This is a genomic window from Longimicrobium sp., assembly GCF_036399255.1.
Lineage (GTDB): Bacteria > Gemmatimonadota > Gemmatimonadetes > Longimicrobiales > Longimicrobiaceae > Longimicrobium.
In genome coordinates, this window is the sequence record NZ_DASWNM010000087.1 from 17,043 (window position 1) to 29,083 (window position 12,041).

Sequence of the window (12,041 nt, forward strand, 5' to 3'; positions counted from 1 at the left end):
GACTTCCCATTCGCGGATTGACGCAGGCGCGAATTCAGCCCCCCACCCCGCTCCGCTCCGTGCGATCCAGCCTGCGCGATAACGTCGCCACGCGACCGGCGACCCGCGCATGTCAGTCCCTGCCCCAGAGCGGATCAGAACGGAATGCAGATCCCCGCGGCGCAGGTATGCTGTCCCGCACACGATCCACCGCACGATTGATCGTAGCACGAACCCTGGCACGAGGCGTAGCACGTGCCGCCATTGCACGAGGGCTCGTGGCACGTGCCCGCACACGAGTTGTAACACGTGACCTGGCAGGTGCCCGCGCACGTGTAGCACGTCTGGGCGCACGTGCCGCCATAATACGACTGCATGTTGCCCTGAACGGTGCCGCGGGAGTCCTTCGGGGGGGCCGTGGTGTCGAACGATTCCACGCACAGCTCGTCCAGATCGAGGGCCAGCTTCTTCATGATGGGAGGCTCCTGGGGGATGGGTGTCGAGATGCGGCCAACGCCGTGTGCCACATCTGACGGGCAATGTACCCCACACTCCGCCGCTTTCCAAGATTTTGTCCTTAATCGATTGTCTTTGATTTCCAGTGCCGCTCAAAATCGGCCTTGCTACTGGATAGGCGCGGGAGATCCGCGAATTTCCAGCGGTGAATCCATCCGTTTCACCGATAGGGGCACGCCCATTCTGTTCATTCCATCCGTCGTCTCCCCCGCCTGGCCGCTCCCCGCGCACTCCATTCCTGGCCGATCGCTCCGTCTTCGCCGGGGCCCCGTGCATCCATCCATCCCCGTTGCGCTTTCCTCCGCCACCGCACCAGCTTGAATGCGTCCGTCCGCGGCGTTGCGGCGGCCGTTTCACCTTTACTCGGGCGCACATGCATTCCGGCAATGGGACGGATGAACGGGGCCAGGTAGAGCGCGCGCTGGACGCCGCGCGCACGGAGCTGGGCATCCGCTGCACGTTTCCGCCGGAGGTGCTGGCGGAGGCGGAGGCGTCCGCGAAGCGCGTCGCGACGGTGGAGGACGGACGCGAGGACCGGCGCGACCTGCCGCTGGTCACCATCGACCCGCCGGGAAGCCGCGACCTGGACCAGGCGCTGTACGTCCGCGAGGCGGACGGCGGCGGAATCCAGCTGTTCTACGCCATCGCGGACGTGGGCTTTTTCGTGGACCGCGGCGGCGCGCTGGAGGCGGAGGCGTGGCGGCGCGGGCTCACGGTGTACGGGCCGGACCGCAAGGAGCCGCTGTATCCGCCCGTGCTCAGCCAGGGCGCCGGCAGCCTGCTTCCGGACCAGGACCGCCCCGCCATGCTCTTCGAGTTCGGCCTGGACGCCGCGGGGGAGCTGCGGTCCACCGTCGTGCGCCGGGCGCTGGTGCGCAGCCGCGCGCAGTTGACGTACGCGCAGGTGGTGGAGCACGTGTGCGGGGGCGAGCGGCTGTTCGCCGGCGAGGAATGGGCGGACGGGCTGATGGCCATGCGCCGCTTCGGCGAGCTGCGCGAGAAGGTGGAGGCGGCGCGCGGCGGCGTCTCCATCCCCCTGGTCTCGCAGCACGTTACGCAGCTCACCACGCGGCCCTTGGGATACGAGCTGGAGTTCGAGGCGCCGCAGCCGTCCGAGGAGTGGAACGAGCAGGTGTCGCTGCTCACCGGCCACGCGGCCGCGCTGATGATGCTGGAGGCGCGGGTGGGGCTGGTGCGCGTGATGGGCGCGCCGGAGCCCGCCGCGGTGGAAAGCTTTCGCCGCGCGGCGGGGACGCTGCGCTTTCCCTGGCCGGAGGGGGTGTCGTACGCGGAGTTCATCCGCACCGTCGACATCACGCATCCGCTCGTCACGCCGCTGCTGTGGCAGGCCAGGCGCGTGAACCGCGGCGCCGACTACCTGGCGTTCGACGGGGAACTGCCCGCGGACCCGCTGCACCACGCGCTGGCCATGCCGTACGCGCACACCACCGCGCCCCTGCGCCGCCTGTGCGACCGCTACGTGCTGGACCTGCTCGTGCAGCTTTCCGCCGGCGGGCGCCCCTCCGCGGACGAGGTTGCGACGCTGCGGCGCCTGCCGAAGACCATGGACGAGGCGGAGCGCCGCGAGAGCCGCTTCGAGCGCCTGGCCATCGACATCGCCGAGGCGTGGGTGCTGCGCGACCGCGTGGGCCAGCGCTTCGCCGCGACGGTGCTGGGCAAGCGCGACGGCGACGTGGAGGTGCAGATCGAGGACCCGCCCGTGCGCGCCGTCGCCGAGGCCGGCGGCCGCAAGCCCGCCGCGGGCGACGCGGTGCAGGTGACGCTGGACCGCGTTTCGGTGGATGAGGGGCGCGTGACCTTTACCCTGGCCTGACCGGGCGAACGCGGCTCTTCATCGATTGCTCATCCTTTCACCGGCAACCTCCCGCGGGGTGCCGGAATCACACCCGTCCGGAACGCGGCGCCCCGATGGCGCCGGGGCTCGCTACACCATCACCACGGGTGACGGAAGATGATCCACATCAAACACCGGTACGCGGCGCCCCTGCTGGCGGCGCTGCTGACGATGGGCGCGGGGACGGCGGCGGCGCAGGACCGCGTGGTCCGGCTTCCCGAGCGCGACCGCCCGCTGGCCGGCACCCCCGCGCAGGTCTTTGCCATCGGCCGCGCCGAAGGGGCCGCGCACGAGATGTTCGGCATCGTGGCCGGGGTGGCGTTCGACGCGGCGGAGAACCTGTACGTGCTGGACCGCCAGAGCGCGCGGGTTATGGTCTACGACCGCACCGGGCGCTTTCTTCGGCAGATCGGCTCGCAAGGCGAGGGGCCGGGGGAGCTGATGATGCCGCTGCAGGTGGTGGTGGCGCCGGATGGAACGATCATCATCCAGGACCTGGGTCGTCCTGCCTATTCGCTGTTCCGGCCGGACGGAACGTTCATCCGGAACGTGCTCATGGAAGGCTGGATGCCCGCGATGTCGGCAACGCTCGCCTGGCATCCGCGCGGCGGGGTGGTAGGCACCTTCCGGCAGGCTCCGTCCGAGACCATGCGCATGGGAACCAGCACGCGGTCCGAAGCGACCATACCGCTCATGTTCCAACCGCTCTCCGGGGCTGCGCCGACCCACCTGTACAACGTTCCCCAGCAGTGGACGGTGCAGCAGTTGGCGGAGCCAACTGGCCGAGGCCAGGGGCAGGGCCAGCGTGTGGCGATGCGGATCAGCGGCCCGCCAGCGTTTTCGCCTCCGGTGCTTTTCGGCGCGCTCTCCACCGGACAGATGGCGCTCAGCTTTACACCGGGGTACACCATCCGCATTCTGGACGCCAGCGGGCAGACCGTGCGCTATCTGCAGCGGCCCACGCGCACACGGCTTACCACCGAGGCCGATCGTGATCGCGCGCGTGAGGAACGGCGAGAGATGATAGCCAGCGGTCGGGGCGGCATCATGATCAGGCGAGGTGGCGGTAGCAACGATCCTCCGCCCGCGAACGCCCGCCAGATGCAGGAGCGGGAGCTGGCCAACATGCGTTTTGCCGATACGATCCCGGCGCTGCGAGGACTGCGGGTAACGCCTTCCGGCAAGCTGTGGATCGAACGCACCGGCCCGGTGGTCGGCGAGCCGGGACCGATCGATCTGGTCACGCCGGAAGGACAGTACCTGGGTACGATCACCGGCACGCGCCTGCCTGACGCGATCAGCCGCGGCGGACTGGCTGCATACGTTGAACGCGACGAGAACGACGTGGAGCGCGTGATCGTGCGGCGGCTGCCGGAGAGCTGGCGGTGATGCCGCTGCAGCAGAGCGGAGGAATGAACTCCGCTCTGCTGCAGCACTCCTGATCAGTACGGCTCTACCCTGGACCAGCCCCAGATGTACTGGCCACGGTCCCACGCCTCACAATACCACAATGCTCCTGTGCGGCCGTAGCTGTCTCGTACGTCGCCCATGTAGTAGCAATAGATGTCCGCTGCCGAAGCCTTCGCGGGTTGTGTCAGCACCAATCCGAGTGTCGCGGCAATCAGGATAGATAGCTTACGGATGGTCTTCATCGCTCGTCTCCATGATTAAGGGTGGTTGCTCGAATTCCTAAGAGGAAGGTATGTGGGTGTCAATCTTTTTGTGACATGAGGGCCGGAGCGGACTGCTGAAGGTCGTGCTCCACGACATCTTCGCTTTAGCGGATCTGCCCACAGACTCTTTGCAGCCGCGCGCCCGCCCTGTACGTTGGGGTCGGGTGCGCGGCTTGCGTGTGGCCGCGAAACCGCCCGTGGGCCCGCGCGCCCGCCTTGCCTTCACGCCTTCCGGAGACGGATTCCGAGTGAACCGCGAGTACCACCGCTGGCACAGCCCTTCGCTGGGCCGCGACATGGAGCTTCTGGTGTTTGGCCACGCCGGCGCACGCATGCTGGTGTTCCCCACCTCGATGGGACGCTACTTCGAGTGGGAGGACCAGGGGATGATGCAGTCGCTGGGCGAGCACCTGCGCAACGGGTGGCTGCAGATCTTCTGCGTCGACAGCGTGGATGCCGAAAGCTGGTACGCGCGCCAGAAGCATCCGCACCAGCGCGCCATCCGCCAGTTCGAGTACGAGAACTACCTGCTGCGCGAGGTGCTGCCGTTCACCCAGAGCCGCAACGACAACCCGTTCCTGATGGCGGTGGGCGCCAGCTTTGGCGCGTACCACGCGGTCAACACGGCGTTCCGGCACCCGCACCTGTTTCACCGCGTCATCGGGCTCAGCGGCATGTACGACATCCGCGAGCAGACGTACGACTACTACGACGACGCCGTCCGCGCCCACAACCCGTCGCACTACGTAGGCGAGATCCACGACCACGGGCACCTGGAAGCCCTGCGCCGGATGGACATCATCCTGGCCACCGGCGAAACGGACCCGTTCGTCGACAACAACCGCTGGCTGTCGCGCGCGCTGTGGGACAAGGGCGTGGGGAACGCGCTGCGGCTGTGGGACGGATGGTCGCACGACTGGCCGTACTGGAAGAAGATGATGAACACGTACGTCGGCGGCAGCGACTGAGGCGGTAAGTGCGTGAGTGCGTGAGTGCGTGAGTGCGTGAGTGCGGAAGTGCGTGAGTGCGTGAGTGGAGGATGAGGGGACGATGGCGGACTGGTTTCGCCGCGGAGCAGGCGGTTGCGTGGGAAAGTACGATCGAAGTTCAACCTCCCCAGCCGTATTGGGGAGGTGCGAGCCCAGGCGGGCGGTGGGGGCGCTCGCGGACGGCGGATAGCCGGATGATGCGCTGAGGATCGGGATCAAAAACACACCAGAGGAGCGGCAGATGACGCTGAAAGTGGGGCTGATCGTGGGGCGCGAGTGGTCGTTTCCGCCGGCCTTCATCGAAGAGGTGAACCGCCGCAACGAGGGCGTCACCGCCGAGTACGTCACGCTGGGCGCGCCGCGCATGGACCAGCCCAGCGAGTACGCGGTCATCATCGACCGCATCAGCCACGAGGTGCCGTTCTACCGCACCTACCTCAAGCAGGCCGTGCTGCAGGGGTGCACCGTCATCAACAACCCCTTCATGTGGACGGCCGACGACAAGTTCTTCGGCGCCGCGCTGGCCACGTCGCTGGGCATCGCGCATCCCAAGACCGTCGTCCTTCCCAACAAGGAGTACATCCCCGGCATCGTCCCCGAGGAAAGCCTGCGCAACCTGCAGTACCCGCTGGACTGGCAGGGCATCGTGGACTACGTGGGGCTCCCCTGCGTGCTCAAGGACGCGCACGGCGGCGGGTGGAAGGACGTGTACATCTGCCGGTCGCTGGACGAGCTCATCCACCACTACGACAACTCCGGCCTGCTGACCATGGTGGTGCAGGAGTTCATCAAGTGGGACCACTTCATCCGCTGCATCTGCCTGGGGCAGGAGGAAGTGCTCCCCATCCGCTACGATCCGGGCGAGCGCAAGTACCACGTGGACCACGCCCACATGAGCGACGAGCTGGGCCGCCGCGTGGTGAGCGACTCGCTCAAGCTGGTGCGGGCGCTGGGCTACGACATGGATTCCATGGAGTGGGCGGTGAAGGACGGCGTGCCCTACGCCATCGACTTCATGAACCCCGCGCCCGACATGGACGTGTACTCGCTCACCGAGCACTACTTCCAGTGGGCCGTCACCCACATGGCCGACATGGCCATCCGCTTGGCCAAGAACCCGCGCCGGCAGGCCGCCGCGCTGGGCTGGGAGGGGCTGTTCCAGGGGCGGCGGCAGATGCAGGAGGCCCTCGCCGCGTCCCCGGTCATCCAGGCGCCCCTCGCCGGCGGCGCGGCGGCCACGGCCGACACCCCGCCCCCCGGCGGCGGTGATCCCGGCCGCGGGGGCTACCTGATCGGCGGCGGCGGACCCTCGTCCGGCCGCGGCGGCGGCGAGCCGGACGGCGGAAGCTCCGGCGCGTCCGGTGGGTCCGGAGGTGACGAGGACTCCGGTTTCTCCGCCACCTCCGACGTCTCCACCCGCTACGACGCGCCGGCGGACGACGGCGGCGACACGATGGAGGCGGCCGGCGGCTACCTGATCGGCGGCGGCGGCCCGTCGTCCGGGCGCAGCGGTGAGCCGGAGCCGATGTCCGCGTCGGACGCGGACGGCGGGGACTCTACGCAGGAGCGCGGGGGCTACCTGATCGGCGGGGGCGGCCCCTCGTCCGGACGCAGCGGCGGCGAGCGGGAGCCGGGCGATCCGGGGGATGCGCCGGACGAGGTGGTGGACGAGGAAGCGTCGGAGGGGCACGCGTGAGCGAGGCCGCGGTCGCACGCGGCGCCATCGAGCGCTGGCACGGGCTGCTGCAGGACGGCGAGCTGGCGGCGGACAGCGCGGAGCGGATGGACGAGGAGCACCGGCGCCGGGGGATGTACTTTGGCGACCGGCCGCTCTGCTCCGTCCTCCGGCCGCGGTTCCTGACGCCCGGCCAGTACAGGTGGATTCGCCGCGAGATCGGCACGCTGATGCGCGTGTTCACCCGGCTGCACGAGCGCGCGGTGGGGGACGATGCCTTCCGCGCGCAGTTCCGGCTGCTGGACTGGGAAGAGTCGCTGGTGCACGACGACCCCGGCTTCGCCTCGCCCAGCCCCACGTCGCGCCTGGACGCCTTCTTCTCGTCCGACGACCAGACGCTGCGCTTCACCGAGTACAACGCCGAGACGCCCGCCGGCCCGGCGTACATGGACGTGCTGAGCGAGGCGTTCCTGGCGCTTCCCGTCACGGGCGAGTTCCTGCGCTCGCACGTCCTCCATCCGCTCCCCGCGCGGCACGGGGTGCTGCACGCGCTGCTGGGCGCGTACCGCCAGTTCAGCGGCGGACGCGCGCTGCCGCGCATCGGCATCCTGGACTGGAGCGACGTCCCCACGCAGAGCGAGTTCGTCTTTTTCCGCGACTACTTTCGCTCGCACGGCATCCAGGCCGAGATCCACGACCCGCGCGAGTGCGAGTACCGCAACGGAAAGCTGGTCGCGCCCGGCGGCTTCGAGATCGACCTGATCTACAAGCGCGTGCTGATCGACGAGCTGGTGCTGCGGATGGGGATGGACAGCCCCGTCGTCCGCGCCGTCCGCGAGGGCGCCGTGTGCATGGTGAACCCGTTCCGCTGCAAGATCGTCTACAAGAAGGCCAGCCTGGCCGTAATGGGCGACGAGCGCAACGCGGAGATGTTCAGCGCCGACGAGCTTGCCGCCGTGCGCGCGCACGTGCCTTGGACGCGGGTGGTGGAGGAGCGGCGGACGATCAAGGACGGCGAGACCATCGACCTGCTTCCCTGGGCCGCCCGCAACCGCGAGCGGCTGGTGCTGAAGCCCAACGACGACTACGGCGGCCGGGGGATCGTGCTGGGCTGGCTGGTCCCGGACGACGAGTGGCAGGCCACGCTGCGCGCCGCGCTGGAGGCGCCGTACGTGGTGCAGGAGCGCATCGTCCTTCCCACCGAGCCGTTTCCCAGCTGGGTGGACGGCGGCGTGCAGGTGACGGACCGGATGATCGACATCGCCCCGTACGTCACCAACACCACGCACGTGGACGGATGCCTTACGCGCATCGCCACCGACCCGCTGCTGAACGTGACGGCGGGCGGCGGCAGCAGCGTGGCGACGTTCCTGGTGGAGGAGCGGTAAGGGCAGGGAATAGGGAACAGGGAATAGGGAATAGGGAATAGCCTGCACCGGCCTGGGTGAGCGGGGGAGGGTGACGCGCCCGAAAACCCGTCGCAGCGGGATCGAATTCTCCCCTCTCCGTGAGGAACGAACGGGGAGGGGCCGGGGGAGGGGCACCCCGCCGGACGCCGGTTCGACGTCATTCGTCGCGCCTCCAACCCAGCCCCAAACGCCAAACGCCGCCCTTTCGAGGCGGCGTTTCCCATTTACGCGTTTCTTCGAGTCTGGTCAGGCCGGCTTCCCGCCCCCGTTGCCATTTCCGTTGCCGTTCCCCCGTCCGCGGCCCCGGCCGGGGCGCTCGGTGGGGCCCGGAACGGCGGCGGGCGGGCCACCCTGCCCCCGCCCACGCGCACCGTTCTGGCGGCCCTTGCTCTGGCCGGGCGGGGCGTTGCCGTTGCCGCGGCCCCGCTCCGCCGCGGCCTCGCCGGGGAGGCGGCGCAGGGCGTCGGGGCCGCGCTGCAGGGCGCTGGTCACGCGCGCCAGCGCCCGCTCCGAGCTTTCGCCCAGGCTCACCAGCTCCGTCAGCGCCACGATGGCCACGGCGCGCCGGTCCGCCGGCGCGGCGACGGCCAGGCGCCCCAGAACCGCCGGCTCCACCCCCGCCTCCAGGGCGTCGGCGCCCACGGACAGGTCCGCGGCGGACACGGGCGCACCCCGCGGCGCGGCCGCCATGGCCTCGCGCGCGCGGCCCAGCACGGCAAAACGGCGCTCCACCGCCACGGCGATGCGCTCGATGGGCACGCCCTTGGCGCGGCCTTCGGCCACCTTGCTGTCGAGCAGCGCCACGGGAATGCCCGCGGCCTCCGCCCGCCGGCGCACCGCGTCGATCCGCTGCTGCGGATCCTGCGTGTGCGCGGCGGCCGGAAGCGCCAGGAGCGCCAGCCACAGCAGTGGGAAAATCCGGAAGATCCTCATCAGTTCCAGTCGTAGCCCCTTCACGTACGGGCCCTCATGACGCGCGTCGCGCCTTGCCCGTCACTCATGGTACAACCAGTACGCCCGTCCTCCCCCCGAACCCGTCGTCCACCGACGGAATTCCCGGGGGCAGGACGATGCGGCCGTCCGCCAGCCGGAAGGCGTAGTGGTGCGCCCCCGGCTGCACCCGCACCCGCGCCACCCAGTCCCGCCCCTCCGGCGTCATCGCCACCGGCCGCCACCCGCTGAAGTCGCCGATCACCGCCGGGGCCTGCGCGTGCCCGGACATCGGCAGGCGAAAGGTGGCCCAGCCGCCGGCCAGGTCGGGAAGGCGCACGGCGGCGGGCGCCCGCGGCGGCGCGCCCCCCAGCGTTCGCCGCAGCGACAGCGCCCAGGTGCGCCGCGGGGCGTTCCAGTACAACGGCTCGAAGGGCTCCTGCCGGACAGTGGCCTGCACGTCGGTGCGGTGCACCACCCGCACCCGCACCCCCACGCCGTAGGCGGCGGCGGGCTCCGGCCGGTCCTCGTCCAGCCACGCGCCGGCGTACGCCCAGGCGGCGCCCCACGGCTGGCGCAGCTCCGCGCTGCCGCCGGCGTACGGCCAGTCGCCGCCCTCGCCGCGCAGCCAGCGCGCGTCGCCGCCCACCGTCAGCCCGTCCGCCAGGGCAACGGCCAGGCGGGCGGCGGTGTCGTGAAAGCCGCGCGTGTCGGTGCTGTCGCCGATGGCGTCCACCGCGCCCGAGAAGCCGGAGCTCACCTCCGCCGACACGATGCCGCGGCGAAACACCAGCGTGGGCGCCACTTCCAGCGTGCCGCCCGAGCCGGAGGGGTTGGGCCCCGCCGTGCCGTACGCGTATCCGTGCCCCGCGCTGGCCAGCCCCAGCCGCAGCGCGCCGCCGCCCATGCCGATCCATCCCCCCACCCCGCCCGCGCCCCATCCCGGCCCGCCGCCCTGCAGCGGCGCGCCGCCGGACAGGTATCCCCAGCCCGCCGGGCCGCGGTCGTACGCCACCCCCAGCGAGGCGCTGGTGGTGGCCACACGCGCCGCCACGGGGTCGTGCACGGCGCGTCCGGCGGCGGCTTCCACGCTCCACTGGGCCCGCGCCGCGGCGGGAAGCAGCAGGGCGGCGCACGCCGCAAGCACGCGGCGGGCGATCACGCGGAGGCGCCCGGCGGGGGAAGCGCGATGCGGCTGTTGGTGCCGCCAAAGCTGTCGTCCACCTGCGGCGCGTGCGGATCCGGCACCCACCGCGAGCCGTCCACCACGAAAACGTAGTCGTGCACGCCGGGCTGCAGGGGCACCAGCGCGCTCCACACCCCCGGCTCCGTCTGCCGCAGCTCAAGCGTGGGCTGCCAGCCGGTAAAGGTGCCCGCCAGCGCCACCTGCCGCGCGCTGGGCGCCTCCAGCCGGAACTGCACGTACACCAGGGCGGCGGACGTCTGCGCGGCCGGCGCCGTCACCGCCGCCGGCGCGCCGTCCTGGCGGCCCGCGTCGGGAACGACGAAGATCCCGGCCAGCGCGGCGAAGGCGGCGCCCGCCAGCGCGTACGCGGGCCGAAAGGTGAGCCGCACCGGCCGCGGGCTCCACAGCCACCCGGCCGCCGTGCGCCACGGGCTGCGCGCCGGACGACCCTGCGGCAGCGCGGCCATCACGCGCACGGACAGGTCCGGCGCGGGCGCGGCGCGCAGGTGCGCGGCGGCCGCGTCCAGCGTACGGGCAAGGGCGTCCGCGCGGGCCCGCTCCTCCGCGGAAAGCCCGGGGCCGCCGCCGCCGTCCAGGTGCTGGTGGATGCGTTCGTTCATCAGAATGTCCGCCGTTGAAAACTGCTCCGCAAGTGCGATGCAGAACCATGACGAATCCGGGGCCCCGGCGTCACACCGGGACGCCGTTCGCCCCCCTCTGGGTACCACCCCCGCGCGCGAAGGTTCGGCACCGGGCACCCGCCTTGCAAACCGCGCCGTCCGCGCGGATCGTGCCGCGCCTTTTCTTCCCGCACACGCTGAACGGATGCCTGCGACCTCGACCCTGAACGCCGCCGTGGACGCGCTGGCGGAGCGCCTGGGCGGCGCGCGCCTGGAGCGCGGCGCGCCGCTGGCTCCGCACACCACCTTCAAGATCGGCGGGCCGGCGGACCTGATGTACCGCGCGCTCAGCCAGGACGAGCTGGCCGCCGCCGTCCTGGCCGCCCGCGAGCTGGAGATCCCGTTCTTCCTCCTGGGCCTGGGCGCCAACATCCTGGTGGGCGACCGGGGCTTTCGCGGGCTGGTGATCAAGAACGAGGTCGAGACCATCGACTGGCTCAGCGACACCCGCGTCCGCGCCGGGTCGGGGGTCAGGATCTACCACGACCTCATCCAGATGACGGTGGCGAAGGGGCTGGGCGGGCTGCAGCACTACGTGGGCATTCCCAGCACCGTGGGCGGCGCGGTGTGGCAGAACCTGCACTTTCTCTCCCCCCCGCCGGAGCGGGAACGGACGATGTTCATCGAGGAGGTGGTGGAGGGCGCCACGATCCTGAGCGAAGAGGGCGAGGTGCGCGAGGTGGACAGGGCGTACTTCAATTTCGGCTACGACTACAGCGTGCTGCACGACCGGCGCGACGTGGTGCTCGACGTCACCTTCCGGCTGGACCCCACGCCGGTGGAGCAGATGCGCGACACCATCCGCGAGAACCTGCAGTGGCGCGACGACCGGCACCCGGACCTGTGGCTGTACCCCAGCGCCGGCAGCATCTTCCAGAAGCTGGAGGGGCTGGGCGCGGGGCGGCTCATCGACCAGTGCGGGATGAAGGGGCACGTGCTGGGCGGCGCGCAGATCTTTCACAAGCACGCCAACATCATCGTCAACCTGGGCGGCGCCACCGCCGCCGACGTGCGCGCGCTCATCGAGCTGGCGCAGACCACCGTGCAGCGCGAGCTGGGCTACGAGCTCAAGACCGAGATCGGGATGATCGGCGAGTTCTGATCCGCGATCCTGAAGACAAGGGCCTCATCCTCATTCCAGATCCTGAA

The 12,041-nt window shown here is 70.7% G+C and carries 11 protein-coding genes; 6 read left to right on the forward strand and 5 right to left on the reverse strand.

Annotated elements, in window-relative coordinates:
• Positions 1–134: 134 nt before the first annotated feature.
• Positions 135–452: a hypothetical protein gene (locus tag VGC13_RS15050; protein WP_331126084.1), complete on the reverse strand. Its 318-nt coding sequence runs from the start codon at positions 450–452 to the stop codon at positions 135–137.
• A 416-nt stretch (positions 453–868) separates the two neighbouring features.
• Between VGC13_RS15050 and VGC13_RS15055 the strand changes: the two genes are divergently transcribed.
• Both VGC13_RS15055 and VGC13_RS15060 read left to right on the forward strand, forming a co-directional pair.
• Entirely contained in the window at positions 869–2,329 is a 1,461-nt protein-coding gene (locus VGC13_RS15055) for an RNB domain-containing ribonuclease (RefSeq protein ID WP_331126085.1), read from the forward strand.
• 138 nt (positions 2,330–2,467) lie between these two features.
• Positions 2,468–3,739 carry a 6-bladed beta-propeller gene (locus VGC13_RS15060; protein ID WP_331126086.1) on the forward strand — a complete coding sequence of 424 codons (1,272 nt, stop codon included), beginning with the start codon at positions 2,468–2,470 and terminating at the stop codon, positions 3,737–3,739.
• A 53-nt stretch (positions 3,740–3,792) separates the two neighbouring features.
• On the opposite strand, the gene VGC13_RS15065 is transcribed toward VGC13_RS15060, so the two are convergent.
• Positions 3,793–4,002, reverse strand: coding sequence for a hypothetical protein (locus VGC13_RS15065; protein ID WP_331126087.1), 210 nt, complete (start codon positions 4,000–4,002; stop codon positions 3,793–3,795).
• A 269-nt stretch (positions 4,003–4,271) separates the two neighbouring features.
• On the opposite strand from VGC13_RS15065, the gene VGC13_RS15070 reads away from it, so the two are divergent.
• The 3 genes from VGC13_RS15070 (at position 4,272) to VGC13_RS15080 (ending at position 8,075) form a co-directional block, all read left to right on the forward strand.
• Positions 4,272–4,991, forward strand: a complete 720-nt coding sequence (locus tag VGC13_RS15070; RefSeq protein ID WP_331126088.1) for an esterase family protein — start codon at positions 4,272–4,274, stop codon at positions 4,989–4,991.
• Between the two features lie 262 nt (positions 4,992–5,253).
• Positions 5,254–6,708 carry a hypothetical protein gene (locus VGC13_RS15075; protein ID WP_331126089.1) on the forward strand — a complete coding sequence of 485 codons (1,455 nt, stop codon included), beginning with the start codon at positions 5,254–5,256 and terminating at the stop codon, positions 6,706–6,708.
• Positions 6,705–8,075: a hypothetical protein gene (locus VGC13_RS15080; RefSeq protein WP_331126090.1), complete on the forward strand. Its 1,371-nt coding sequence runs from the start codon at positions 6,705–6,707 to the stop codon at positions 8,073–8,075. The genes VGC13_RS15075 and VGC13_RS15080 overlap by 4 nt, the downstream gene beginning before the upstream one ends.
• Before the next feature lie 267 nt (positions 8,076–8,342).
• On the opposite strand, the gene VGC13_RS15085 is transcribed toward VGC13_RS15080, so the two are convergent.
• From VGC13_RS15085 to VGC13_RS15095, 3 genes are all read right to left on the reverse strand, one after another.
• Positions 8,343–9,029, reverse strand: coding sequence for a hypothetical protein (locus tag VGC13_RS15085; protein ID WP_331126091.1), 687 nt, complete (start codon positions 9,027–9,029; stop codon positions 8,343–8,345).
• A 64-nt stretch (positions 9,030–9,093) separates the two neighbouring features.
• On the reverse strand, positions 9,094–10,188 hold the full coding sequence (locus VGC13_RS15090; RefSeq protein ID WP_331126092.1) for a glycogen-binding domain-containing protein: 1,095 nt from the start codon (positions 10,186–10,188) through the stop codon (positions 9,094–9,096).
• Entirely contained in the window at positions 10,185–10,832 is a 648-nt protein-coding gene (locus VGC13_RS15095; protein ID WP_331126093.1) for a glycogen-binding domain-containing protein, read from the reverse strand. Before VGC13_RS15095 ends, VGC13_RS15090 begins: the two co-directional genes overlap by 4 nt.
• A gap of 205 nt (positions 10,833–11,037) precedes the next feature.
• Between VGC13_RS15095 and murB the strand changes: the two genes are divergently transcribed.
• Positions 11,038–11,994, forward strand: coding sequence for a UDP-N-acetylmuramate dehydrogenase (gene murB / locus VGC13_RS15100; protein ID WP_331126094.1), 957 nt, complete (start codon positions 11,038–11,040; stop codon positions 11,992–11,994).
• Positions 11,995–12,041: the final 47 nt, after the last annotated feature.